General features: G+C 66.3%; 24 protein-coding genes, 1 tRNA gene and 1 pseudogene. 10 read left to right on the forward strand and 16 right to left on the reverse strand.

Going from position 1 to position 23,142, the window contains the following annotated elements; all coding sequences use genetic code 11:
• Nucleotides 1-720 (forward strand): ankyrin repeat domain-containing protein, encoded by a 720-nt coding sequence (locus tag K6T84_RS01640; protein ID WP_329786634.1) that lies wholly within the window; start codon nucleotides 1-3, stop codon nucleotides 718-720.
• Here the strand turns inward: K6T84_RS01640 and K6T84_RS01645 are convergent.
• Complete coding sequence (locus K6T84_RS01645) at nucleotides 711-2,258, reverse strand: class I adenylate-forming enzyme family protein (RefSeq protein ID WP_225401807.1); 1,548 nt, start codon at nucleotides 2,256-2,258, stop codon at nucleotides 711-713. The genes K6T84_RS01640 and K6T84_RS01645 overlap by 10 nt on opposite strands.
• A gap of 30 nt (nucleotides 2,259-2,288) precedes the next feature.
• Complete coding sequence (locus K6T84_RS01650) at nucleotides 2,289-3,125, reverse strand: SDR family oxidoreductase (RefSeq protein ID WP_225401806.1); 837 nt, start codon at nucleotides 3,123-3,125, stop codon at nucleotides 2,289-2,291.
• A 150-nt stretch (nucleotides 3,126-3,275) separates the two neighbouring features.
• Here K6T84_RS01650 and K6T84_RS01655 point away from each other — a divergent pair, with 150 nt between their 5' ends.
• The 4 genes from K6T84_RS01655 (at nucleotide 3,276) to K6T84_RS01670 (ending at nucleotide 8,299) form a co-directional block, all read left to right on the forward strand.
• Nucleotides 3,276-4,388, forward strand: coding sequence for a glycoside hydrolase 5 family protein (locus K6T84_RS01655; protein WP_224865324.1), 1,113 nt, complete (start codon nucleotides 3,276-3,278; stop codon nucleotides 4,386-4,388).
• Nucleotides 4,389-4,531: 143 nt separating this feature from the next.
• Nucleotides 4,532-6,313, forward strand: coding sequence for a serine/threonine-protein kinase (locus K6T84_RS01660; protein WP_225401805.1), 1,782 nt, complete (start codon nucleotides 4,532-4,534; stop codon nucleotides 6,311-6,313).
• A gap of 128 nt (nucleotides 6,314-6,441) precedes the next feature.
• Complete coding sequence (locus K6T84_RS01665; protein ID WP_225401804.1) at nucleotides 6,442-7,458, forward strand: MPT63 family protein; 1,017 nt, start codon at nucleotides 6,442-6,444, stop codon at nucleotides 7,456-7,458.
• A gap of 151 nt (nucleotides 7,459-7,609) precedes the next feature.
• Nucleotides 7,610-8,299, forward strand: a complete 690-nt coding sequence (locus K6T84_RS01670) for an MPT63 family protein (protein ID WP_224865321.1) — start codon at nucleotides 7,610-7,612, stop codon at nucleotides 8,297-8,299.
• Between the two features lie 10 nt (nucleotides 8,300-8,309).
• Here the strand turns inward: K6T84_RS01670 and K6T84_RS01675 are convergent, their stop codons facing one another.
• Together K6T84_RS01675 and K6T84_RS01680 are read right to left on the reverse strand one after the other, a co-directional pair.
• Nucleotides 8,310-9,398: an NAD(P)H-dependent amine dehydrogenase family protein gene (locus tag K6T84_RS01675; RefSeq protein WP_225399386.1), complete on the reverse strand. Its 1,089-nt coding sequence runs from the start codon at nucleotides 9,396-9,398 to the stop codon at nucleotides 8,310-8,312.
• Nucleotides 9,395-10,486 (reverse strand): Rieske 2Fe-2S domain-containing protein, encoded by a 1,092-nt coding sequence (locus K6T84_RS01680; RefSeq protein WP_224865319.1) that lies wholly within the window; start codon nucleotides 10,484-10,486, stop codon nucleotides 9,395-9,397. Before K6T84_RS01680 ends, K6T84_RS01675 begins: the two co-directional genes overlap by 4 nt.
• Nucleotides 10,487-10,563: 77 nt before the next feature.
• Between K6T84_RS01680 and K6T84_RS01685 the strand changes: the two genes are divergently transcribed.
• Both K6T84_RS01685 and K6T84_RS01690 read left to right on the forward strand, forming a co-directional pair.
• Nucleotides 10,564-11,196, forward strand: a complete 633-nt coding sequence (locus tag K6T84_RS01685) for a TetR/AcrR family transcriptional regulator (RefSeq protein WP_224865318.1) — start codon at nucleotides 10,564-10,566, stop codon at nucleotides 11,194-11,196.
• Between the two features lie 44 nt (nucleotides 11,197-11,240).
• On the forward strand, nucleotides 11,241-11,918 hold the full coding sequence (locus tag K6T84_RS01690) for a cutinase family protein (protein ID WP_224865317.1): 678 nt from the start codon (nucleotides 11,241-11,243) through the stop codon (nucleotides 11,916-11,918).
• Nucleotides 11,919-12,159: 241 nt separating this feature from the next.
• Here K6T84_RS01690 and K6T84_RS01695 read toward each other — a convergent pair whose 3' ends face one another.
• Nucleotides 12,160-12,879 carry a DUF2652 domain-containing protein gene (locus tag K6T84_RS01695; protein WP_224865316.1) on the reverse strand — a complete coding sequence of 240 codons (720 nt, stop codon included), beginning with the start codon at nucleotides 12,877-12,879 and terminating at the stop codon, nucleotides 12,160-12,162.
• 213 nt (nucleotides 12,880-13,092) lie between these two features.
• On the opposite strand from K6T84_RS01695, the gene K6T84_RS01700 reads away from it, so the two are divergent.
• Nucleotides 13,093-13,416 (forward strand): hypothetical protein, encoded by a 324-nt coding sequence (locus K6T84_RS01700; RefSeq protein WP_225401803.1) that lies wholly within the window; start codon nucleotides 13,093-13,095, stop codon nucleotides 13,414-13,416.
• On the opposite strand, the gene K6T84_RS01705 is transcribed toward K6T84_RS01700, so the two are convergent.
• From K6T84_RS01705 to K6T84_RS01735, 7 genes are read right to left on the reverse strand one after another with little or no spacing between them, the layout of a single operon-like run.
• On the reverse strand, nucleotides 13,407-13,982 hold the full coding sequence (locus K6T84_RS01705) for a carboxymuconolactone decarboxylase family protein (protein ID WP_224865314.1): 576 nt from the start codon (nucleotides 13,980-13,982) through the stop codon (nucleotides 13,407-13,409). The two genes, K6T84_RS01700 and K6T84_RS01705, sit on opposite strands and share 10 nt — an antisense overlap.
• On the reverse strand, nucleotides 13,979-14,296 hold the full coding sequence (locus tag K6T84_RS01710) for a carboxymuconolactone decarboxylase family protein (RefSeq protein ID WP_224865313.1): 318 nt from the start codon (nucleotides 14,294-14,296) through the stop codon (nucleotides 13,979-13,981). The genes K6T84_RS01705 and K6T84_RS01710 overlap by 4 nt, the downstream gene beginning before the upstream one ends.
• Nucleotides 14,297-14,325: 29 nt before the next feature.
• A complete protein-coding gene (locus tag K6T84_RS01715) occupies nucleotides 14,326-15,072 on the reverse strand; it encodes a MerR family transcriptional regulator (protein ID WP_225399380.1) in 747 nt (248 codons plus the stop codon).
• A gap of 10 nt (nucleotides 15,073-15,082) precedes the next feature.
• Nucleotides 15,083-16,567, reverse strand: a complete 1,485-nt coding sequence (locus K6T84_RS01720; RefSeq protein ID WP_224865311.1) for a flavin-containing monooxygenase — start codon at nucleotides 16,565-16,567, stop codon at nucleotides 15,083-15,085.
• Nucleotides 16,568-16,585: 18 nt separating this feature from the next.
• Nucleotides 16,586-17,506: a ferritin-like domain-containing protein gene (locus K6T84_RS01725; RefSeq protein ID WP_224865310.1), complete on the reverse strand. Its 921-nt coding sequence runs from the start codon at nucleotides 17,504-17,506 to the stop codon at nucleotides 16,586-16,588.
• Between the two features lie 38 nt (nucleotides 17,507-17,544).
• Nucleotides 17,545-18,405, reverse strand: a complete 861-nt coding sequence (locus K6T84_RS01730; RefSeq protein ID WP_225401802.1) for an SDR family NAD(P)-dependent oxidoreductase — start codon at nucleotides 18,403-18,405, stop codon at nucleotides 17,545-17,547.
• The gene (locus K6T84_RS01735) at nucleotides 18,405-19,397 is read right to left on the reverse strand and encodes an alpha/beta hydrolase (protein WP_225401801.1); all 993 of its coding nucleotides are present in this window, start codon (nucleotides 19,395-19,397) and stop codon (nucleotides 18,405-18,407) included. The genes K6T84_RS01730 and K6T84_RS01735 overlap by 1 nt, the downstream gene beginning before the upstream one ends.
• Before the next feature lie 485 nt (nucleotides 19,398-19,882).
• Here K6T84_RS01735 and K6T84_RS01740 point away from each other — a divergent pair, with 485 nt between their 5' ends.
• On the forward strand, nucleotides 19,883-20,650 hold the full coding sequence (locus K6T84_RS01740; RefSeq protein ID WP_225401800.1) for a PE-PPE domain-containing protein: 768 nt from the start codon (nucleotides 19,883-19,885) through the stop codon (nucleotides 20,648-20,650).
• A gap of 33 nt (nucleotides 20,651-20,683) precedes the next feature.
• Here the strand turns inward: K6T84_RS01740 and K6T84_RS01745 are convergent.
• From K6T84_RS01745 to K6T84_RS01755, 3 genes and pseudogenes are all read right to left on the reverse strand, one after another.
• A pseudogene (locus K6T84_RS01745) lies at nucleotides 20,684-20,797 on the reverse strand (excalibur calcium-binding domain-containing protein); the annotation flags it as partial.
• Nucleotides 20,798-20,884: 87 nt separating this feature from the next.
• Nucleotides 20,885-20,958: transfer RNA gene (locus K6T84_RS01750), tRNA-Ile, on the reverse strand.
• 24 nt (nucleotides 20,959-20,982) lie between these two features.
• On the reverse strand, nucleotides 20,983-21,864 hold the full coding sequence (locus tag K6T84_RS01755) for a sigma-70 family RNA polymerase sigma factor (RefSeq protein ID WP_224865306.1): 882 nt from the start codon (nucleotides 21,862-21,864) through the stop codon (nucleotides 20,983-20,985).
• Between the two features lie 85 nt (nucleotides 21,865-21,949).
• Here K6T84_RS01755 and K6T84_RS01760 point away from each other — a divergent pair, with 85 nt between their 5' ends.
• On the forward strand, nucleotides 21,950-22,333 hold the full coding sequence (locus K6T84_RS01760; RefSeq protein WP_225401799.1) for a DoxX family protein: 384 nt from the start codon (nucleotides 21,950-21,952) through the stop codon (nucleotides 22,331-22,333).
• On the opposite strand, the gene mddA is transcribed toward K6T84_RS01760, so the two are convergent.
• Complete coding sequence (gene mddA, locus K6T84_RS01765; RefSeq protein ID WP_225401798.1) at nucleotides 22,278-23,054, reverse strand: methanethiol S-methyltransferase; 777 nt, start codon at nucleotides 23,052-23,054, stop codon at nucleotides 22,278-22,280. The genes K6T84_RS01760 and mddA overlap by 56 nt on opposite strands.
• Between the last annotated feature and the right edge of the window lie 88 nt (nucleotides 23,055-23,142).

The raw sequence follows: 23,142 nt of genomic DNA on the forward strand, positions 1-23,142 counted from the left end.
ATGGCAGCTGTGACGACCTACAACGAGATCCGCAACAACGCGCCGCTGTGGCCCGGAGTCATGGACCGCTCGCTGTTGGGTAACCGGCAGGCCCAGGCCGCGCTGTATCTGGCCGATGCGGCCAAGCGGGGCAAGTGGCGCCACGTGGTCCGCGAACTCGACCGGGGCGACCATGTCGTCGACGTCAAGTCCTGGCGGCCCGAGGGCAAGAGCTGGCTGACCGTGCTGCATCAGGCCGGCTGGCACGGGGCCCCGACAGACGTGGCGTCGTGGATGCTCGGGCAGGGCGCGCTGCGCGCCCAACCGGATGCCGCCGGGCGCACCGCCTACGACCTGGCCGTCGAGCACAACCGGCCCGCCGAGTTGCTGGAGATCCTCAAGCCGCCGGCGGCGACCATGGACCGCGACCGGATCGGCGCGCTCAACAGCGAACTCGCCGCGGTCATCGACGAATTGATTCAGCCGTTGTTCCGCGGCGTGGACCTGCGGCAGATGTTCCGCTATCCCCCGGTCGAGGTGTTGCACGAGTTGACCGGCAAGCAGTTGTGGTTCCCGGTGCCCTACCTGTGGGGTGGTTTCCGGGTGGGCCTGACCGATGACGCGGTCGAATTGTTCGGGGGATACCGGGAACTCGACCCGCTGGGCGAGGTGCACATAGCGACGGTGGGCTATCTCATCACACCCGACGGGCCGTCTCAGGTCTACGAGGGCTACGAGTAGGGCTGTTCGCGCAGTTGCCCTTTGGCGATCTTCCCGCCCGAGGACCGCGGTAGTTCGGCGACGACGAGCCGTTCGGGCAGCAGTTCCTTGGACACCCCGAGCCCCAGCAGGTGTTCGACGAGGTCAGCCAACTCAAGCGTGCCGCCTCCGACGAGTTCGACGTAGACGCAGACCTTCTCACCGAACACCTCGTCGGGCATCGGCACCGCGGCGGCCACCGCGATCGCCGGGTGGGTCATCACGGCATCCTCCACCTGGACGGCGCTGATGTTCTTGCCGCCCCGCAGGATGAAGTCCGAAGTCCGTCCGGTCACACTGAGGTAGCCGTCGGAGTCGATCTCGCAGATGTCGCCCATCCGCATCCAGCCGTCGGCGGTGAACAGCTTGTCGTGATCGGTGCCGCCCAGGTACCCGAGGCTGGTGGCCGGGCCGCGGCAGGCGGGCTGGCCCCGGCCGGTGTCGGTAACGTCGACGTCCCCCTGCTCGCCACCGAACAGTCGGACCGCCATCTCGCCGACGATGCGCCCTCCGGTGCGCAGTCGCCGCTCCAGGGGGTCGTCGAGGGTGGTTCCACTCAGCACGCCGGTCTCATTCGAGCCGTAGAACTGCAGGATGGTGGCGCCGGTCAGCTCCTCGAATTCGGCGGCCGGCCGGTACGGCAGCGCCTCCCCGCCGGTGAACACCACCCGCAGCGAGCTCAGATCGAATTCACGGCTCGCCGGATCGGCCATCATCATGGTCAACTGCGTACTGACGCAGCACAATACGGTTACCCGATGTTCGGCGATCGCCGCGCAGGTCGCCGCTGCCGTGAAGCGATCCAGCAGCACAGCGGTCACCCCGAGGTGGATCGGGGTGGTGTGGCTGGTCCACAGGCCGAACCCGAACGGGGTGGGAATGATCGGCAGGAAGACGTCGTCGGCGCTCAACCGCCCGTTGGCAACTGCCAACTGATGAAAGTAGTGCCACCGATTCTGGGTGTGCACCACACACTTGGGCAGGCCGGTGGTTCCCGACGTCGAGTTGATCAGAAACACGTCGTCGGGGCCGAGTTGCGGTCCCGGTACCCCGATTTCGGTACCCAGCGCCTCGCTGCTCATGACTTCGATCCCGAGGCCGCCGGCGCCGGCGTGGTGCTGCTGGTCGGTGATCAGCAGCTTGGACTGCGATGCGGTCAGGATGGCGTTCACCTCACGGAGTCCGGCGCGGGCGCCGATGCCTACCACCACCGCCCCGCAGCGTTCCAGCGCGACGAACAAGACGTGGATGGCCGCGGAGTCCCGGTGCCACACCGCGATCCGGTCGCCGGGCGACACCCCGGCACCGGCCAGTCGGCCAGCCAATTCATCTGCGGCGGCGTCGAATTCGCGCCAGGTCAGCGCCGTCGAACCGAGGTAATCCAGATAGCCGGTCTTGTCCGGTGAGCGTTGCGCGTTTCGGCGAACCGCATCCGACAACGTGGTCTGCGACCACCAGCCTGCGGCGTGATACCGGGCCACCTCGGCCGCGGTGTAGGCCGGCGACTCCCAATCAGGCACAGCAACTCCTCATCACGCGCTGCCTTCCGGTCAGTAGATGTAGTCTTCGCCGCTGGCCCGAACGGTGATGTCGCTGATGCTGATTCCCCACGGCTGGTCGATCACGTGCACCACCGCCTCGGCCAGATCGTCGGGGGTGATCAGCCAGTACCTCACCGAGTCGACGTCGGCCTGCTCCGGCTCCAGGGTGCCGTTGGCGAACGCGGTCATGGACGCCATGTAGTCCCCGCCGCGTGTCCCGACGATGCCAATGATCGCCGCACCGTTGACCACTCCGCTGCCGAGTTTGGTGCCCAGCACTCCGGTCGGCTTGACCGTGGTCACCTTGATCTTGCCCTTCGCCTCGCTGCGCAGGGAGTCCGACAGCACGGTGACCGCGGCCTTGGTGGCGCTGTAGACGCCCGAACCGGCGACGCCGGCGTTGCCGTAGATCGAGGAGATGTTGACGACGTGACCGCGGCCCTGCGCGATCATCTGGTCGTAGACGGCGGAGATTCCGTTGACCACGCCCTTGATGTTGATGTCGATCGCGCGGTGCCACTGCCGCCAGGCCTGCGCGTGGTCGGCGAAGAAGGCCAGCGGCATCACGCCGGCGTTGTTGACGATGACGTCCACCGCGCCGAAGGTCGCCACCGCGTGCTGCACGGCGGCCTGCATCTGCTCCATGTCAGTGACGTCGGCGACCTGATGGGTGCCGGCCAGTCCCGCGGCAGTGATTCCGTCGAAGACGGAGGCCAGTTCGTCGGCGCCGATATCCACCCCCACGACCCGGGCGCCCCCGGCGGCGCACTTCTCGGCGATCAGTTTGCCGAATCCGCCTCCGGCACCGGTGACGAGAACGACCTTGCCCTGCAGGTGCTGTGACATGATCCGCCTTCCGACGACGTGATTCGCCACTGGTTGTGCTCCGCGCAGTCTAAGTGGCCGCTGTTACCTCTGTTCCGCCCGCCCGATTTGCTCGCCGACAGGCCGGATATAGAGACCTCAACCCACAGTCACGGGAGCTATGGTCACTTCGTGAAACGTCGAACGGCGCTGGGGCTGCCTCTGCTGCTGGCGGCGGGTCCCACGTTGAGCCGGCTCCCGCTCGCCGGCGCGGACCCGGGCCGGTGGTCCATTGATCGTGTCAACCGGTGGTACCAGGCACAGGGCTGGCCCGTCGGGTCGAACTACATCACCTCGACCGCCGTCAATCAGCTTGAGATGTTCCAGGCCGGAACCTTCGATCTGCAGCGCATCGACAACGAGCTGAGTTGGGCCCACAACGCGGGTTTCAACACCATGCGGGTGTTCCTGCACGACCAGCTGTGGGCCAACGACCGCAAGGGCTTCCAGTACCGGCTGGCCCAATTCGTGTCGGTCGCCGCCCGCCGGCGGATCAAACCGCTGTTCGTGCTCTTCGACTCCTGCTGGGATCCGCACCCCAAGTCGGGTCAGCAGCTCGCACCGCGGCCCGGCATCCACAACTCGAGATGGGTGCAGAGTCCCGGCGCCGAGCGGCTCGGCGACCGCAACTACTACCGCACCATGTATGACTACGTCACCGGTGTCATGACCCAATTCCGGTACGACGACAGAGTTCTCGGCTGGGATCTGTGGAACGAGCCGGACAACATGGCACGCGAGTACAGCGCCGTCGAGCGGTCCGACAAGCTCGACCTGATCAGCGACCTGCTGCCCCAGGTTTTCAGCTGGGCTCGATCGGTCGATGCCCGGCAGCCGCTGACCAGTGGTATCTGGGAGGGCTCGCGTGAAGGCAGCTCGATCGTCAACACCCAGCTGGGCAGCTCGGACTTCATCACCTTCCACTCCTATGACAGGTCCACGACGTTCAACCAGCGGATCGCCGAGCTGGCGCCCTTGGGCCGGCCGATCATGTGCACCGAATACCTGGCGCGAACCCGCGGCAGCACCATCGACGACATCCTGCCCATCATGAAGCGGCACAACGTCGGCGCGTACAACTGGGGTTTTGTGGCCGGGCGGACGCAGACCTACCTGCCGTGGGACTCCTGGGACAGTCCCTACACCACCGCCCCCCAGCTGTGGTTTCACGATCTGGTTCAGCCGTCCGGACTGGCCTACCGCAACCTCGAGATCATGACCATCAGTAACCTGACCGGTCGCTGACCGGGCAGGTCAGGTGGATTTGGGCCCAACTTGACGCGACCGGCTGATGCCCGGCGCGTTCAATGATGAAATCATGGGCGGCGATGTCGTCGGGGCCGCGCCCGCGACGATCGGGTTTTGGGCGCTTTCTGGAGGAGTCGTTGATGGGCGAGACCGCGTCGGGTTCGCGGGCTGGGTCACGTGTTGGGCGCTACCTCCTGATTCGACTGCTGGGCCATGGACCCACCGGTGAGGTGTACGACGCCGTCGACGTCCAGAAGAACCGGACGGCCGCACTCAAGCTGGTCACACCGGCATTGGGCCACGATCCGGCGTTTCGGGAATGGCTGCAGCGTGAGGCTCTGACCGTGGGGCGGGTGCAGGAGCCGCATGTGGTCCCGGTCCGCGACTACGGCGAGCTGGACGGCGAGGTGTTCATCGACATGCCGTTGGTGTCCGGCGCCGACCTGTCGGCGGTGCTGAAGCGGACCGGCGTGCTGCCCCCCTCCCGCGCGGTGAACGTGGTGTGGCAGGTTGCCGCGGCACTGGACGCCGCGCACGCCGCCGGGGTGATCCACCGAGGCGTCAAACCGCGCAACATCCTGTTGACCAGCGATGATTTCGTCTACCTGGTGGACTTCGGGATCGCCGGCGCGCCCGGTGCCAGCTCTGTGGACGCCGAGCACGGCGGCGCCCGCTGGAAGTACTCCGCGCCGGAACTGTTCGGCGGCGGTGATTTCGGTGCGGGCGTCGACGTCTACTCACTGGCGTGCGTGCTCTACCAATGCCTGACCGGTGCGCCGCCGTACCGGGCCGACAGCGTCAAGATGCTGGCCAACGCCCACCAGAGCAAGCCGATTCCGCGGCCCAGCCTTGCCGGCTCGACGATTCCGCCCAGCTTCGACGCGGTGATCGCCAAGGGCATGGCCAAGGACCCCACGGAGCGTTACAGCAGTGCCGCGGAGCTGGCGACCGCGGCCTATCAGGCGTTGAGCGCTCCCGACCAGCATCGAACCGTGCAGATCTACGAGGCCAGCCAACAGGCGACGCCCCCGTTGATCGAGCCGCCGACCGCGGTTGCGCCGCCCGCTCCGGCGGCCGAAGTACCCCCGACACCCCCGGTGCTGCGTCCCGCTGTCCAGCCGCCGGTAGCCCCGCCGGCACCTGCGGCCGAACCGCGGCCGACTCCGCCCGAGACTCCGCCGTCGGCACCCCCTGCCCCGTCGTCCCCCGCATCGCAGAAGCCCGAGATCACGGTGCCGGAACCGGTGGCCCCGCCCACCAACCCGAGCCTGCCCCGCGTTTCTCGCGTCTCGGCGGCCGACGATGACTGGTTCAGTTCACCGAAATCAGTTCCCGCCTATCGCGATCCCGCCAAGCGCGCGCTGCTGATCCGCCTGGCGGCGATATTCGTCGTCGTTGTCGGGCTGATCACCTGGCTGATGAACCGCTCCGGTTCCGACGACTTCGCCGTCGATTCCGACGATTCGGGAGCCTCGCAGTCCACCGTGACGGTTGCGAACGCCGAAGCCGAGGCCCGCCTGCTCAAGCTGCTGCCGGCCGGTTATCCGGAGGGCACCTGCAAGTCGACGCAGCCGTTGGACGGCGCCATCGCGGCGATGACCTGCGGACGCAACGTCGACCCAGGAGGCCCGCCGTCGGCGATCTATTCGCTGTTCGAAGACGCCGAAGCGATGCGCCAGAGCTTCGACAACACGACGCACTCCAGCACCGTCGTCGAGTGCCCGAACAAGATCCTGTCGCCGGGCGCCTGGCATGCCGCGAACAGCCAAGAAAAGTCGGGAATGCTGCTCTGCGCCAATCGTCAGGGCGCTCCCCTGCTGGCTTGGTCCAACGAGAAGCACCTGGTGATCGGCTCGGTACGCAGCGAGCACAACACACCGAGCCTGGAACAGATCTACTCCTGGTGGAGCCTGCATTCATAGCCGCAGGGCCAGTTGCGTGACCAGCGAAATACCTGAGACGCGGGCCACCGATCGTGGTCAATCCGTTAAGATTTGCCCCCTGAGCAAGCACCCCCGAGATCCAGTCGAACCCGAGGAGTCACCCCCCGATGAAGTTGATCCCGACAGCCATTGCCGCAGCCGGAGCGCTGGCCGCAGCCGGCGCATTCAGCGCAGCTATCGCCGCCGCAGACGCCGGTGAAGCCGGCCCCACCACCCAGCCCATCGGTAGCCAGGGCACCGTGGTGGACGGTGGCGTCGTCCAGGGTTGGACGGTGAGCGACCTGCGTCCCAGCTCGGACGCCATCCCCTACCAGCCCCGCGGCACGCTGTGGGAGGCCACCGCCACCGACGTAGCCATCCAGGGCACCGTCACCCCGGTCATCGCCAACCTGGGCGCCCGCTCCTCGAGCGGTCAGACCTACCCGGCACTGTTCACCGTGGCCACCGCGCAGGGCGTCAACCCCTCCAACCTGGCCCAGGGCCAGCGGACCAGCGGCAAGGTCTACTTCGACGTGACCGGTGACGCCCCCAACAGCGCGGTCTACCAGCACGCCGGCAAGGACATGCTGGTGTGGACCCCGGCCGCTCCGGCCGCACCGACCGGCGGCGGTTCGTCGGCTCCGGCCGCCGCCCCGCGCGGCACGTCAGCCCCGGCGGCCACCGCCCCGAAGCCCGCGCCGGCCACCGTCGGCAGCCCGAAGACCGACGCACCGGCCACGACCGGCAGCCAGGGCACCCCGGTGGCCGCGGGCAGCTCGGGCACTCCGCTACCGGCTGAGGCGGCGGGTACTCCGGCGGCGGCAGGTAGCGCTGAGGGCACCCCGGCGGCGGGTAGCGCGGAGAGCACCCCGGCTGCCGGCTCCGAGGGCACCCCTTCGGCAGGCACCCCGGTGGCCTCGGCCCCGGAGGGGCAAGGCTCGTCGGGCACCCCGGCGGCGTCGGCCCCGGCGGCGGGCGCCAGCTCCGGCACCCCGATCCCCGCGGAGACCGCAGGCGCCCCGGCGGCGGGTAGCGCGGAGAGCACCCCGGCGGCGGCCGGCAATCAGGGCACCCCGGTCCCCTCGACCGGCACCGCTTCGTCGGGTGCCGCCGTGGCGGGCGCTGCGAACAGCTCCGGTTCGTAAACCCCTTACGCCGTAGAACTCCGGCCCGGCTCCCGCTTTCTGCGGGTGCCGGGCCGGAGTCATTCTGGGTAGCCTGGCAGGCAGCCCGTAATGATTCAGCACTTGGACACATACGCCACCGGGATGAAAAACGCTTAGAGGAGTCAGACCGATGAAGTCCATCTCGACCGCCTTGGCTCTGGGAGCATTGGCCACCGCCGGTGTCCTCGGCACCGGGATCGCCGGCGCTGAGCCGGACCCGGCACCGACGCCGGCAACCCATCCGATCGGCACCCAGGCCACGGTGCCCGAGGGGCCCGGCGTGAGCGGCTGGACGATCAGCGATTTGCGGCCCAGCTCGGATTCCATTCCCTACCAGCCGCGCGGCACACTGTGGGAGGCAACCGCCACCGACGAGGCGGTTGCGGGCACGGTTTTCCCGATCATCGCCAACCTCAGCGCCCGTTCGGCCAGCGGCCAGAACTACCAGGCACTTTTCACGGTGCCCACGGCGCAGGGCATCATGCCCACCGGACTCACGCAGGGCCAGAAGACCAGCGGCAAGGTCTACTTCGACGTGACCGGCGACGCCCCGAACAGCCTGGTGTACCAGGCCGGCGGTGCCGACCTGATCCGCTGGGTGACACCGGCTCCGGCACCGCAGGCCGCACCACGGCAACAGGCGCCCCGGCAGCAGCCGCAGCAGCAGGCTCCGACGTCCGGCGGTGGCAGCAGTCATCGAGCGCCCGCGCAGCAGGCTCCGGCGCAGCGCCCCTCCCGTCCGGTGCCGGCGACGCCACCGCCGTCGGGAAGCGCGGGCACCCCGATCACCGAAGGCAGTGCCGGAACCCCGATGCCGTAGGTGACGCGCGTCAGAGCTTGAAGCGTCCGGCGAATCCTCGCAGTGGCAGGTCAGCACTGGTCAGCAACCCCGGCCTGGCGGCCACAACAGATGTGATCGCGTTGAGGGCGGGCAGGCCGGTCACCGTCATGCCGATCGAGGCGAAGTTGTCCGGATCCGACAGGTCCAAGCCGGGCTTGGGGAAGATCATGTGCTTGTTGTAGACGCACGGGTCGCCGCTGACCCGAGTGATATAGCAGCCCTTGATATTCCAGTTCGGCTGTGTGAACGGCGTCATCTGCCACTCAAGATGCGTCTCGATGCGCGGCACGCCGTCGACCATGCCCTGGTACTTGATGTAGCTGCCGCCCAACGATCCCTTGGGCAGCGCGTACCAGCCCAGGTCGACGTCCCTGGTGCACACGCCCAGCTCGTAGCCGAACGTCACCTCGTCCAGCGTCAGGCCGAAACAGTCGGCCATCATCAGGACGCTGTCGGCGAAGACCCGGGTGAACTTTTCCAGCTTGGCCGGGATCTCCGGGTCGTCGGCCGGCTGACCATAGCCGACTTCGATCCAGGTCTCCTTGGAGTGATGACACGACACGTCGACGGATTCGATGGTGGTGATGTTCTCGATCTCGGCGACATCAGCCGCGCACACCACACCCAGAATCTGGTTGAGACCGGGGTTCATCCCGGTGCCGTAGAAGGTCGCACCGCCCTTCTCGCACGCCTCGGAAAGTAGTTGTGTCACAGGCTTGCCCGAGGGATGCGGGTGGTTGTGGTCGCGGTGCCAGCCGGTGATCCAGTCTGCGGTGGTGACGATGTTGATGCCCGCCTCCAGTACGGCGACGTAGAGGTCTTCGTCGGGGAACACGCCGTGGAAGGTGACCACATCGGGCTTGGCCGCGATGATCTCCTCGACGCTGCCGGTCGCGATCACCCCGTTGGGGGCGATGCCGGCCAACTCGCCGGCGTCCCTGCCCACTTTGTCCGGCGAGTAGCAGTGCACGCCGATCAGTTCTAGGTCGGGCCGAGTGGCGATCCGTTTGATCATCTCCTTGCCGACGTTGCCGGTGGCGACCTGGAACACGCGGACGGGTGCGACGGATGTGCTCATGCGGTGGAGCCTTTCTGGGCAGTGGCTTCAGCGACCTCGGCAGCACTTCCGCCGATGCCGTCGGGATAGAACTGCTTGGCCCACTGGCGGATTGCGGTGAAGCCCTCGTACTCGGCGGTGGCCAGGGCCGGTGGATCCGAATAGCGCTGATGCGACCAGATGTGGATGTCCTGTTCGAACTGGCGGATCACCTCTTGCCCGAATTCGCTGGCTCTGGCGTCGGCACGGGCGGGATCGGCGGGTTTATGCGGCGGTCCCAGTTTCGCCTCTCCTCCGTCGAGCCGCGCTGAACCGACGGCCGGTGTGCGGCCGATGTAGACCATGAACCGGACGTCGGAGGTGGATTCGTCGACGGGAGTGATCGCCGAGATGGTGCGGTTGTCGATCATGCCCCAACTCTTGGTCACCGCAACGCCCAAGCCGCCGTTGATGGCCTCCACGCCGCTGTTGACGTCCTCGATCCTCTGGCCGTCGTCTCCTTCGAAGGTGATGGTGAAGTCGACGTAGGACACCGGCTGCGCGAAGTCGTGGCGGGTGAACACCGGCACGATCGGGGTGCGGTGCACGTACTTGAAGTGAGCGAAGTCCACGCCGTTCTCCAAGACGTACTGCGGGTGCAGCTCCAGGGCCTGGCGGTAGAGCCGCCGCTGCGGGTAGTAGTCCGCGGCGCTGCGGTCGTCGAAGTCGGCGAACACATCCGGCGGATCGAAGTACGGCTCACGCCGGTGCACGTCGTGCCAGATGTAGACCGACTCGTTGCGCTCGATCACCGGGTAGGTGCCGATGCGACGGCCGCGATTGGGCTTGTCCTGATACGGGATACAGACGTTGCGGCCCTGGGCATTCCACTGCCATCCGTGAAACGGACACTGCAGCACCTCACCGCAGACGGTGCCGCCGTAGCCCAGATGCGCACCGAGGTGCTCGCAGTAGGCGTTCATCACGGTGAGCCTGCCGGACTCTGCACGCCAGGCCACCATCTCCTGGCCGAAGTACTTCATGGTGTGGACGTCGCCGATCCCGATCTCGTCGGACCAGGCGACCTGAAACCAGCCAGTCGGCTTCATCGACAGTGGCGGTTTGGCCATGTCTGCGTATCCTCTCGCCGGTTGTCGCTCGCAGGAATCATAGCGGGCACTATGAAACAATTGCTAGACTTTCGCAAATGACTCAACCGGCGGCGCGGCGCAGCAACAAGCGGGGGCAGGCGACCCGCGAGACGATGCTGGATGCCGCGGTGCGCTCACTGGCCACTGGTGACCCGGGCGCGGTGTCGGCCAGCCGGATAGCCAAGGAGAGCGGTGCCACCTGGGGCGCGGTGCAGTACCAATTCGGCGATGTCGACGGCTTCTGGGCGGCGGTGCTGCACCGCACCGCAGAGCGCCGCGACGCGGCGATGTCGGCGTTCGCCGGGGTGAAATCGGATGCGCCGCTGCGAGATCGAGTCGCGGGAATCATCGACACCCTCTATGACGGCCTGGCGTCACAGGATTCGCGCGCCATCGAGAATCTGCGGGCCGCGCTGCCCCGCGACCATCGCGAGCTGGAACGGCTCTATCCGCGCACCGCCGCCGAACTGTTCTCCTGGGGCCGCAGCTGGCTGCAGACCTGTCACCACGCGTTCGCCGATCTCGGCGTCGACCCGCAGCGGGTGCGGGAGGTCGCCGCGCTCATCCCGGGCGCGATGCGCGGGCTGGTCTCCGAACGTCAACTCGGCTCATACGCCGACCTCGACGAAGCCCGCCGCGGATTGACCAACGCGCTGGCGGCATATCTCGAACAGTCCCGAATCGGCTGACGCTCGGTGCGACAGGGTGAGCACCGATCACTAAAATCCCCGTCGTGAGTGATTCCCGGGCCCGCACATTCAGACTCGCAGGTCGAGGCACCGTGCTCGCGGCAGTGCTGCTGACCGCCCCGATCGTGATTCCCGCCGGAACCGTTGCACCGGCCGGCGCGGCCTGCCCCGACGCCGAGGTGGTGTTCGCCCGTGGGCGTCTGGAATCGCCCGGGGCCGGAGCGGTCGGCAATGCGTTCGTCAGCGCCCTGCGCGCCAAAACCTCCAAGAACGTCAGTGTGTACGCGGTCAACTACCCCGCCGACAATCAGGTCGACCAGGGTGCCAACGACATGAGCGCCCACATCCAGAAGACCATCAACGGCTGTCCCAACACCCGCATCGTTCCCGGGGGCTACTCGCTGGGTGCCGCAGTCACCGACGTGGTGCTCGCTGTCCCCTTCTCGGCGTTCGGCTTCACCAATCCCCTGCCGCCGGGCGCCGACGAGCACATCGCCGCGGTTGCACTTTTCGGCAACGGCAGCCAATGGGTCGGCCCCATCACCAACTTCAGCCCGGTCTACAACGATCGGACCATCGAGCAGTGTCATGGCGCCGACCCGATCTGCAACCCGGCCGACCCGAACACCTGGGAAGAGAACTGGCCGCAACACCTGGCCGGCGCGTATATCTCGTCAGGCATGGTCAACCAGGCAGCTGACTTCGTCGCCGGAAAGCTGTAGCACTCCCCTGCCGAAAGCCAGGTGGTTCCTGGCGCCGCTGCGGTCGAGGCGAAACTCGTGAGACGAGGCGAACTGCTTCGAGTCACGGTTGGCCGCACCCCACAACAGCAGCAGCCGCGAATCTGCAGTCCGGGTGCTTGTGGCCCTGTGGTGTTGGCCGCTCAGTGATCCAGCGGCCCAACGCAATATGGTGGAGCGCTTCCTCGGTCCGGCGTACCCAGGTCTAGCTGCGCCGGATTCCTCAGCCCACGGCATGCTCGGCCGCGCCACGGCCCAGGCTGCGGAATCCCGCGCCGGGCTGTTTGGCTCCGACCACGAACGGCAGCGCATTCCAGCGGAATTTCAGTTTGTCGGCCAACCCCATGGCATCCGCCGGTGGCTCTACCGCTGACTTCGCCAGATCCAGGTAGTACGTCGGCGTTTGGCCCAGCCCCTCGAAGTCATGCACCAGCGCCGTGCACGCCGCACGGACGGGCTCGTCGAGCCGTTGCGCGACGACGTCGGTCATCAACACGTACTCGGGAACCGGTACCTGGTTCTTGAGCATCCGGTGCACCAGGATGACGTCCACGCCGGCAAGTTCGCTGCGGCGCTTGACCTTCTGCTCGGCAACCTCACCCTCGTGCGCAACGAACTTCAGCGACAGGTTCTTCAACTGCTCGCAGCTCTCGCAGCGGCAACCGCGGCCGTTCTCGATACGAGCCCGCTTATTCAGGAACGCCTGATGCATTCGCGATACCCGCTCGCTGACCAACTCCTGGGCGTCACCGTCGGGCGCCCAGAAGAACGCCGCGTCACCCTCCAGCTTCGCCAGCTTCATGCCCTTGGCGGCGTCGATGACCGACTCCAGCAATGCGGCCACGGCCATCTGGGCGTGCACCAGATGCATCCGGTTCCAATTCATGTAGGCGGTGTAGCCGCCGATGTCGGCGATGACCAGCACCGCGCGCCGGATAGCCATGAACTCAAGAGTCTAGTCCTGCTCAGTGCCGCACCGGAATGATCAGCAACGACCTTTAATCGATCTTTACCGCGCGTTGAATCACCTCACCCACGATGGGTGTCATGAGTACGCTACAAGCCGTGGAGCTGGGGGTTTTATGGCCTCTCCAGGTCCGGCAGCATGGTGCGCCGGTCACGATTCCGGGCGCCAAACCCCGCGACACCCGACTGGGTGAACATCGACCACCGTCGCGGGGCAGCCGTCACCTCCCGCCACGTGATCGCCTACATCCAAGCGGCATGGGACGACTCGCCTGACACTCGGCTCTACATCGCGGCGGTACACCGACTCAGTAATATCGGAACTGTCGTTACCCATGTGATGCACGGGATCTCACAAGAGGGCTTCGACGCCGAGTGGCGTGATATCCACGTGCTGACCTTCGACAATGGTCTGATCGGCCGCAGCGAGTTGTTCGAAGGGTCCGACCTCGACGCCGCACTCGCCCGCTTCGATGAGCTGCAAAGCTCCGAAGAACCAGGCGCCTACCCGTAGCCGCGCTTGACCAGATGCCGGGCGCCGGCGGCCATCGCCGCCGGGCCGGCCACCTCGAAGCCGAAGGCGTTGGCCAGCCGGTCGGTGATATTGAAGGCGAGGCTGACAGCCAAGGCATCTCGGATCTGTTCGGGGGTGACGCCGGCCGCCAGCACGGCGCGCATGTCGTCGGCGTCGACACGGTGCTCCCGAGTGAGCTTGCCCAGCAGGCGAAGCGTCGCGCGCAGCGGCTCTGAGATCGGGGCGGTCTCCAGGTCGGCGAGCGTGGCGGCGGCCGTCGCGTCATCGCGGTAACAGAGATTGGCAGTGGCGGTGTGCGCGGCGACGCAGAACGGGCAGGAATTCACGTGGGACACATAGGCTGCCATGAGTTCACGTTCTCCGATGCTCCACGCCGACGGGCCGCGCATCGCCTCCTGGGTGAGCGGACCGGCGCCATAGAATTCGCGGCGGTAGAACGCCAGTTTGACGGCGTCGACGACGGGCTGTCGTGACACCAGCCGGATCATGCCCAGCAGCACTTTGGTGCCCGGTCGGTGTCCGTGGTCGAGGATCGCCAGCCTCATCGCTGTCCCGGTCCTTCGGTTAGCCCTGCCAGGACGGCCATGGCCCCGGCGTACTGCCGGGTCGCCTGCCCGACGGCGGCACACACCACCACCTCGAAGATCTGATCTTCGCTCAGGCCGGCGACGCGCGCGGCGGCGACGTCACCGTCGGTCACCCGGTAGGAGTGGTGCGCCACCTTGTCGACCAGGGTGGCCATCGGTTCGTCGAGTCCGGTGTTGTCGAAGGCGGCGCGCCGTAGCCCGACCGGCGCGGTCGCCGCGCCACCGAGAATGCGGTCCAGCAGCGCGCGATGCAGTTCGATGATGCGGGGCATGCCTCGGAGTACCCGATCCCGCACCGTCGTCAAACTTCCTTGCCGGCTTCCTGGTAGTGCCGCAATTCGGCGCGCACCGCGGTGTCGAACGCCCGGTCCAGACTCGCGTGCGCGGAGCGGCGCGCCACCCGGCGCATGGTGTCGACCAAGTCTGCGGCCCAGGCGAGTTCGTTGTCGTTGCTGGGCAGCCACCCTTTCCCGCGCTGCCGGACCACCTCGGTGTGACCGGAGCGGGTCAGCGCCGCGGCCGCGTCATCGAGCTTCTTGTCCACCGCGGTCATGGTTTTGAGGATCATTGCCAACGGCAGCCCGCGCGAGACCAGCTTGGCAAAGTCGTCGACCTGACGCACGTCGATCACCCGGTAGACGCCGTCGGTGTCGGTCGCCTCGATGACGCCGCCGCTCACCAGCCGACGCAGCATCGGCGCGTCGAGGCGCCCCAGGCGCGCCTCCAGTTGATCGAGAGCCATGGTCTGCGATACCGGGTGCGACCACGGCGCGGTCACCAACTCGCCCAGATCGGCCAGATCGAGTACCTCGGCCAGGGCCTCACCCCGCTGCAGACCGGTCAAGAACTTCAAGATGTGCTTGACCGTGAAACCCTCACTGAGCAGACGGATTATCGCCTGCAACTGCCCCAGGTGCCGGTCGGTGTAGATGGCCACCCGGCCCCGGCGCAGCGGCCGGGGAAGCAGGCCGTTCTCCTGGTAGACCCGCACATTGCGGGTGGTCGTTCCAGCCTCCCGCGCAAGGTCGTCGATGCGGTACTCGGTCACCAGCGCGACCCTATGCCGTCAACACCGGGTCACCGGCCGTCTTCGCCTCGGTGATCGTGTAGTCGTGCAGATCCATTTCCTTGAGCTGGTTGACGTACTGGGTGGCGAAACCCGGAAACATGGTGGCGTTGAAGCCGTCATCGGTCAGATACCAGCTCTGGCAGCCGGAATTCCAGGTGGTGGACTGCAGGCGCCGCTGGATCTCCTGGTTGTGCCGGGCCTGGACCTCGGGCCGCACGTTGAGCGACTTCCAGTTGAACCGCAGCAGTTTGGCGATCGCCTCGACGATGTAGTCGATCTGGGCTTCCATGTACACCAGCGCCGAGTTGTGGCCCGGCCCCGAGTTGGGCCCGAAGGTGAAGTACAGGTTCGGGTATCCCGACACCGCCACACTGCGATAGGCGTATGCCCCGCCGCTCCACTCCGAGCCCAGATCCCGGCCTTCGAGCCCGGTGACCGGGAACGGGGTGCCCGCCTTGGAGACGTCGAAGCCGGTGGCGAACACGATCGCGTCGAACTGGTGCTCGATCCCCTCTACGGTGCGAATTCCCTTGGGAGACAACCTGGCGATCGGCCAGGTCACCAGTGTGCAGTTGTCCGCCTGCAGCGCCGGGTAGTAGTCGCTGGTCATCAACAGCCGCTTGCATCCGGCCGAGAAGTCCGGCGTCAGCTGGCGACGCATCCACGGATCCTTCACCTGCAGCCGCAGATTGGCGACGCTCAGGGCCTCGACCAGCCGGGTGAGTGGGGTGTCCCAAACCACGCCGAGAGCCACCGACTCATGCCCCCAGAACCACGCCGAACGCATCAGCTTCTCCGCCAGCGGGACGTGTTTGTAGAGCTGCTTGAGCCGGTCACCGGTCGACGTGTTGAGCTTCGGCAGCACCCAGCCCGGCGTGCGCTGGAACACCTTGACCGACTTGGCGACCTTGACCAGTTCCGGGATGATCTGCACACCGCTGGATCCGGTGCCGATCACGGCCACCTTCTTGCCGGTGAAGTCGTAGTCGTGATCCCAACGGGCACTGTGGATCTTGTTGCCTTCATAGGTCTCGATGCCCGGGATGTTCGGGAAGCTGTGATTGGACAACGGGCCGGACGCCACGATCACATTGCGGGCCCGCAGCGGCTTGCGGCGGGCCAGCCGAATGCTCCACTCCCCCGCCTCGGCGTCGTATTCGACACCGGTCACGTTGTGCCCGAACCGGATGTTGGGTTCGATCCCGGCGGATTCCACCATGGTGTCGATGTACCCCAGGATCTCGGCGCTACCGGAGTAGGTCTGCGACCACTCAGGGTTGCGGGCGAAGCTGTAGGAGTACAGCCTCGACGGGATGTCGCACTGCGCGCCGGGGTAGGTGTTGTCCCGCCAGGTTCCGCCGACGCGCGAATCGCGTTCGAGGATCACGAAGTCGGTGATGCCCTGGTCTTTGAGGCGTATCGCGGCGCCGACTCCGGCGAATCCGGCGCCGATGATGGCTGTTGAGATAGTCACAGTGATCGTCCCTCTTACTTACGCGACCGGCTCGTAGGTCAGTGCGTCTGACCAGGTCGGGGTGTTGTGCACCAGCGCCGGCGGGATCACGCCGGTGATCGCGACCAGGGAGTCGGCCAGCCAGTGGTACTTGGAGGTCCGGTCGATCACCTTCTTGCCGTGCCAGGAGATGAACTGGTACATCGGCACCCGCCGGACGAAAGCGCTGCGCTCACCGACATTCCGGAAGCGGCGCATCGCCTGATATAGGCGTTCTTCGTCGACACCCATCGCCACGATGTTGTCGCGCATCTTGTTCAGCAGCGGGAAATAGCTCAGCGTGCCGATCAGCAGCGCGGGATTCATCCAGCTGCCGACGAACTCGACCGCCAGCTTGCGCAGGTTCGCGTGGCCCAGGATATCCATCACCTCGAAGTCGACAGCCAGATGACGCGACTCGTCGGAGTTGATCCGCTTGAACACTTCCTGGGCCACCGGGTCTTGGACCTCATCGGTGATGAACTTGATCAACGCGCCGTCGAGTGCCACCTCCAGCATCGGGATGACGGTGCCCAGAATCGACAGCGACATGCTGTCGGAGAACTTATCGAGCCAGGTGATGACCAGCTGGACGTTGACGCTGGGCGGCGGGACCTCGTCGTCGTCGAGCATGCCCCACCGGCGCATCAGGGCCAGCTCGGCGTTCGCGTGCTTCTGCTCCTCGGCGTGGAAGTGCTCGTAGATGCTCTTGAGCGTGGGCGTGGGGGCCTTCTTGGCCAGTGCAGCGAAGCCGCGAGCGCCGACGTTTTCGATCCACATCAGGTCGGTCATGAACGGCTTGAGCTTGGCCCACAGTTCGGGCTCGATCAGGTCGGCTCCCGGTGCATCCCAGTCGATGTCGACCAGAGCCCACTGCTTGTCCTTGATCTTCTGAAGCATCTCTTCCAGATTCATCGCCATGATCGCCTGGTTCCTTTCGCGAGTCGATTTCTCGGAGTTCAGTTCTGGGGCAGCACGCGGCCGAGCAGTCCGGCGCCGCGGACGTAAAGCTCGGGAAAGTGCCGCTTCATGTGCCAGATGACGTTGGCGTCGAACTGCGGCACCACGTACAGCCGGCCGTCGTCGTGGGCGTCCAGGGTCCGGGCCGCGACGTCATCCGCGGACAATCCGGTCCAGCGGGCCAGCTGCTGGCTGAGGTTCATCGAGCCGGGTGTGATCCGGCCGTCGGTGAAGACGTTGGTTTTCACGAACGTCGGGCACAGCACGGTGACGGCGATGCCGGTGCCGTCCAGTTCTGCGGCGAGCGTCTCCGACAGCGACATCACGCCGGCCTTGGACACGTTGTAGGCCGCCATCGACGGTGCGGCGGCGAATCCGGCCGCCGAGGCCACGTTGATGATTCCGCCACGGCCGGCGGATCGCAGGATCGGAGTGAAGACCTCGCAGCCGTAGACCACGCCCCACAGATTGATCCCGAGCGCCCAGTCCCAGTCGTCGAAACCGATGTCGCCGACGGGCTTTCCGCCGACTCCAACGCCGGCATTGTTGATCACCAAGCCCGGCGCGCCGCCGAAGATCTCCTGAGCCTGAGCGGCGAGGCGTTCGATCGCGCCGCGGTCGGAGACATCGCACTGCACGGCGTGCCCTGAGCCGGTGGGCAGTTGCTCGATCAGCGCCACCGTCTCGGCAGCCCGCTCGGCGTCGATGTCCGCGCAGATGACGTCGCCGCCGCGGCGGGCCAGTTCCAGGGCGAAGGACCGCCCTATGCCGCTGCCGGCGCCGGTGACCACGGCCTTGACGACGGAGGTTCGCCGGTGGTTACTGCGGAACAGGGACAACACGGTGTCGATTCCGAACATCAGCAGGTCTCCTCGAGTTCATCAGATCGGGTGTCGGCGTAGCTCTGGGCGATGAACGCCGCTGCGCGGCGCAGCGCGGGCTTGGCCTCCGGGGCCAGTCGCGGCAGGGCCTGGAAGACGTGGACCATCCCGGGCCACACCTCCAACGTGCTCACCCCGCCGGCCCGCCGGATCTCGGCGTCCAGGTACCGCGCGTCGGCGCTGAGCATCTCGAATCCGCCCACCTGGGTGAGGAACGGCGGCAGCCGATCCGCGGCGGTGAAGTCAAGGCGCAGCCGCACGTCGGCGGGATCTTGGCCGTCGGTGTAGAGCGCCACCAGCCGGCACGCCGCAGCCGCCGATATCACCGGGTCGGGCTGAGCCGCCTCCTGCTGTTGGGCCAGGCCCAACGTGAGGTCGATCAGCGGCGAGAACAGCACGACGCCGGCCGGCGCGAAGGCCGGTTCGCCTACATGGGTGAGCAACATTTCGCAGGTCAGGTGGCCGCCGGCAGAATCAGCGCAGATCACGATGTCGGACGCGGAATAGCCCTGGGCCAGCAGCCACCGGTATCCGGCCTCGACATCCTGAGCCGCAGCCGGGAAGGGGTGCTCGGGAGCCAGCCGATAGTCCACCGAGAACATCGGCATGCCGGTCGCCTGCGAGAGCCGGGCGACCAGCTTGCGGTGAGTGCGCGCCGAACAGATCACGTAGGCACTGCCATGCACGTAGTAGCCGGCCCGCCCGCCGAACTCGACGCCCGGCCCGAGTACCCACTCGCCGCGCACCGGCGCGTCGTGCACGGGAACGATCCTGGTCCCGGCCGGCATCGACCCGAAGGTCCCCATGATGGTGGCGATCAGTCCGCGCGCGAAGGCTATGCCCGGAGAATTCATCGGAATGGCGTTGTTGAGCCGCCGCAGCGTCCATCGCGTGATGGCGGCCGCCGCCCGCGCACGCAGTGGTGCGCCGGTGGGCACGTCCGGGAGTTCACGGCCGTCAGGTTCTGCCACGGCAGATACAACACCAGTGATTGCGCCATTTGTCAATGGCACGGTTGTCGGTGTCGGCATCTGCGGGGCCCCACCGCGCGGTCAGAGGTACGGACCCGAACTGCACAAGGCCTTCCGGGTTGACCCTGACCGAAGTCCGCTCGGGCGCAATTTCAGTAGACGGCGTGTGCGCAATAAGCGACATCGTGACACTTGTCTCCACTGAGACGTGGGACGCATCGTTCACTTATTCCGCGCCGCATGATGCACGTGGACTGCCAGCGCGAGATCCTTTGACCGGCACATATTTTTACCGGCGAATATTTCGATTCCGGAGACGAAATTTTCGCCGACTACAATAATTTTCAACGTCGACAACCGGTACTACAGCGCACGCCAGATACCTGCCGGAGGGCAGGGCGCTGGCTACTGAATTCGTGCGCCCAGCAGATTCGGCTGGGCGTCATCCCCCAAATCATCCGTGAACTTGCGCTCAAGGTGGAGCCATGAAGCAAATGATCATCGGTGCCGTGCTGTGCGGTGCCGCCCTCATGTGGGCGGCCGCTGCCAACGCCGAATCCTATACCTTCGACAATCGCCAATTCCTCGACGGCTCAACGGATGCATTTGTCCTGGGACCGACCGGCATCCCGACACCGCCCGCCAGCTACATCAGCAGCGGGATGGATCTGTACCTCAATCCCCTGGGATACGAGGGCACTACGGACTCGACCCTGGCGCTGACTCTGCCCAACACGTTCAATTTCTTCAAGAGCGTCCCGGAGGGCCAGTCCATCCTAGTCAACCAGATCCTCGCCGACTACCATGCCGGCGACATGGGCTGTGACGCCACCGGTGTGTGCAGCGATCCGCTGACAATTTTCACCTACTCGCAAAGCAGCCTCGTGGCCGCCTTGTCCGAACAGCAACTCATGGATGCGGGCGTTCCCACTGACGCTTTGCGTTTCGTCATGCTGGGCGCCAACGCCGCTTCCGTCCCGACCAACCTCTACCCCACCGAGATTTTCAACATCAACGGCGACGTCTTCGTAGCGGACGTGACCAAGAGTTGGCTGGACCTGCTGTTAGGGGGCACCAATTGGGAGCAGCTGCTCTTCGGGCTGGGACTGCACAGTGCCTACCTCGGGTTGACCGCAGACCAGATTGACTCGGCTACCACGGTTGTCGACGGCATGACCACGATCAACGAGATTCCGACACTTTCCACCGACGAGTTGTTTCAGGCTCTGTTCAATGTCTGGTTTGGCGGATGAGGTCTTGACAGTGCACTGACCGGAAGAGCCCCATTACGGCTTGGGCTCGCACGCCAGGCCGTCGCCGTCCCGGTCAAGCTTGGACGAATAGGCATTGTCGTCCTGCGCAATGTTGTAGCGGCCGTCTTTGTGCGCTTCCGTGCAGTTCTTCTGTGCGTCGATTCGTTGTTGTGAGTGGCATTCGGAAGCTCATTCAGGCAGTGTCAAGGATCAACCGAAGTCATAGAAGCAAAGTGGGGCGGGCGGGGCTCGAACCCGCGACCAACGGATTATGAGTCCGCGGCTCTAACCGACTGAGCTACCGCCCCCGGTGCCAACTGGCGATCACGACTTTATCGCCCGGCCACATCCGGGGGCGCGGGCAGATCGATCCCAGCCAGCCGGACCGGGTCCGCGATCGACACGATGCCCACCAGGCGACCGTCACGCACCGTACACGCCATCAGGTTCAGCGGCCGGCCGGACGGACCCCAGCCCAGGATTCCGGGCTCGCCATTGACCAGGACCCGACGCGCGGTGAAGCGCGCCCCCCGGCCGCGGCGAACGACTTCGACGACCGCGTCGGACCCGGTCGTGACCGTCACCCCCCTGGCCGTCTGCTGGCGCCAGGTGACATCGGGATCGAGCACCCGCAACAATGCGCCGAAATCCCCGCCCTGCGCGGCCGCCAGGAACGCGTCGACCACCTCGCGCCGGGCATGCCGATCCCCCGACGGCGCGGGCACCTCCTGGACCTTGCGGCGCGCCCGACTGGCCAGCATCTTGGCGGCATCGGCCGATCTCCCGACGATCGGGCCGATCTCGGCGAACGGCACCGCGAACATGTCGTGCAGCACGAACGCCAGGCGCTCGTCGGGACGCAGCGCCCCCAGCACCACCAGCAATGCCAGCCCCACTGAATCCGACAGCACCGCAGTGTGCTCGGGAGTGTCGTCGTCCTCGGTCACCACCAGTTCGGGGAGCTCGGTACCGATCGAGACCTCGGGCCGGGCGGCCCGCGAACGCAACGTGTCGATGCAGATGCGGCTGATCACGGTCGTCAACCACCCGGGCAGGTTGTCGATCGCGTCGGTGTCCTGACGGGACAACCGCAGCCATGCTTCCTGCACCGCGTCCTCGGCGTCGGTACGCGAGCCCAGCACCCGATGCGCCACCGCCAGCAGGCGACGACGCTGCCGTTCGAAATCCCGCGCCAGCTGTGATTCGGTCGTCATCGGTTACCTCTCGTGGTGTCGGTCCGTCACAGCTGATGACGGGCCCCACCCGACCGGGGTAACCACAAACGACAAGGAGTACGCCATGAACACCGCCCTGTGGATCATCGCGGGCATCCTCGCCACCGGATTCGTCATCGGCGGCGCGGCCCTGCTGCTGCTTCCGAGGGAGAGGTACCGGGCGCTGGGCGCCAACCAGCACTGGGTCGATGACTTCGACAACGGTCATCTCAAGACCATCGGCACCATCAAGCTGATCGGCGCGATCGGCCTGGTGCTTCCAGCGGCGGTCGGGGTGGCGCCACTGCTGGGGCCGATCGCCGCCTGCGGCCTGATGCTGTTCATGTCCGGCGCCGCCACAACCCGACTGCGCCGCAACGAGTGGGGCTATATGGCCGGCGACATCGCCTTCATTACTGTGTTCGCGCTCCTGGCGTGGGGCCGGTTCGCCGTGGCGCCGTTCGTCTGAACGCGCCGGGCACCAGCATCGGCACCTGGCGACGGTACTGCTGGTACCGGTCGCCCAGTGCGGCGATCAGGTCACGCTCCTCCAGCTGCGTCGCGATCAGGATGTAGCCGGTGGTCGCCACCGCAAACAGCAGATGGCCGACGGTCATGGTGGGCGCCGCCCAGAATGCGATCACGAAGCCCAGCATGAGCGGATGCCGCACCACGCGATACAGCGACCGGGCACGGAAACCGACATCGGTGTACGGCTGGGCCCGCCACGCCAGATATACCTGGCGCAGGCCAAACAGATCGACGTGACTGATCAGGAAGGTCGACACCAACGCAATGAGCCAGCCCAGCCAGAACAAGCCCCACACCACCAGCCGTACCGCCGGCGTCGTCACGTCCCAGACGATGGCGGGGATCGGCCGCCACTGCCAGAACAACAGGGCCAGAACCACATTCGACGCCAGGACATAGGTGCTGCGTTCGAGATACTGGGGCACCGCGCGCGTCAGCCGCTGCTTGAACGCCGGGCGTGCCATCACACTGTGTTGGACCGCAAACAGCCCCAGCAGTGCCACGTCGATGACGAAAGCGGCCCCCACCGGCGTCGTCGGGCCACAGTCGACACTGCGCGGCACCACAAGGTTGCCGACGAAGCCGACGGCATACAGAAAGATAACCAGAAAGACCAGGTAGTTGAGTGCCCCGTAGACCAGGGCGAGATGACGGGCCATGATTGCCCTCCCGAAGCGATGAATACATCATCGTAACCCCGATAACCCGCAGCTCAACAGCCTTTTTCCCGGGCAGACGATGGTCGCA

The organism is Mycobacterium zoologicum, from assembly GCF_020181635.2.
GTDB classification, from domain to species: domain Bacteria; phylum Actinomycetota; class Actinomycetes; order Mycobacteriales; family Mycobacteriaceae; genus Mycobacterium; species Mycobacterium zoologicum.

What these genes read in the sequence shown, in the direction of transcription:
- K6T84_RS01705 (WP_224865314.1), bottom strand. Translation starts at nt 13,982, where the DNA reads ATGAGGCTGGCGATCCTCGACCACGGACACCGACCGGGCACCAAAGTG.
- K6T84_RS01710 (WP_224865313.1), bottom strand. Translation starts at nt 14,296, where the DNA reads ATGCCCCGCATCATCGAACTGCATCGCGCGCTGCTGGACCGCATTCTC.
- K6T84_RS01640 (WP_329786634.1), top strand. Translation starts at nt 1, where the DNA reads ATGGCAGCTGTGACGACCTACAACGAGATCCGCAACAACGCGCCGCTG.
- K6T84_RS01755 (WP_224865306.1), bottom strand. Translation starts at nt 21,864, where the DNA reads ATGACGACCGAATCACAGCTGGCGCGGGATTTCGAACGGCAGCGTCGT.
- K6T84_RS01740 (WP_225401800.1), top strand. Translation starts at nt 19,883, where the DNA reads ATGAAGCAAATGATCATCGGTGCCGTGCTGTGCGGTGCCGCCCTCATG.
- K6T84_RS01695 (WP_224865316.1), bottom strand. Translation starts at nt 12,879, where the DNA reads ATGGCTATCCGGCGCGCGGTGCTGGTCATCGCCGACATCGGCGGCTAC.
- K6T84_RS01675 (WP_225399386.1), bottom strand. Translation starts at nt 9,398, where the DNA reads ATGAGCACATCCGTCGCACCCGTCCGCGTGTTCCAGGTCGCCACCGGC.
- K6T84_RS01660 (WP_225401805.1), top strand. Translation starts at nt 4,532, where the DNA reads ATGGGCGAGACCGCGTCGGGTTCGCGGGCTGGGTCACGTGTTGGGCGC.
- K6T84_RS01760 (WP_225401799.1), top strand. Translation starts at nt 21,950, where the DNA reads ATGAACACCGCCCTGTGGATCATCGCGGGCATCCTCGCCACCGGATTC.
- K6T84_RS01725 (WP_224865310.1), bottom strand. Translation starts at nt 17,506, where the DNA reads ATGGCGATGAATCTGGAAGAGATGCTTCAGAAGATCAAGGACAAGCAG.
- K6T84_RS01685 (WP_224865318.1), top strand. Translation starts at nt 10,564, where the DNA reads ATGACTCAACCGGCGGCGCGGCGCAGCAACAAGCGGGGGCAGGCGACC.
- K6T84_RS01665 (WP_225401804.1), top strand. Translation starts at nt 6,442, where the DNA reads ATGAAGTTGATCCCGACAGCCATTGCCGCAGCCGGAGCGCTGGCCGCA.
- K6T84_RS01650 (WP_225401806.1), bottom strand. Translation starts at nt 3,125, where the DNA reads ATGTCACAGCACCTGCAGGGCAAGGTCGTTCTCGTCACCGGTGCCGGA.
- K6T84_RS01680 (WP_224865319.1), bottom strand. Translation starts at nt 10,486, where the DNA reads ATGGCCAAACCGCCACTGTCGATGAAGCCGACTGGCTGGTTTCAGGTC.
- mddA (WP_225401798.1), bottom strand. Translation starts at nt 23,054, where the DNA reads ATGGCCCGTCATCTCGCCCTGGTCTACGGGGCACTCAACTACCTGGTC.
- K6T84_RS01670 (WP_224865321.1), top strand. Translation starts at nt 7,610, where the DNA reads ATGAAGTCCATCTCGACCGCCTTGGCTCTGGGAGCATTGGCCACCGCC.
- K6T84_RS01730 (WP_225401802.1), bottom strand. Translation starts at nt 18,405, where the DNA reads ATGTTCGGAATCGACACCGTGTTGTCCCTGTTCCGCAGTAACCACCGG.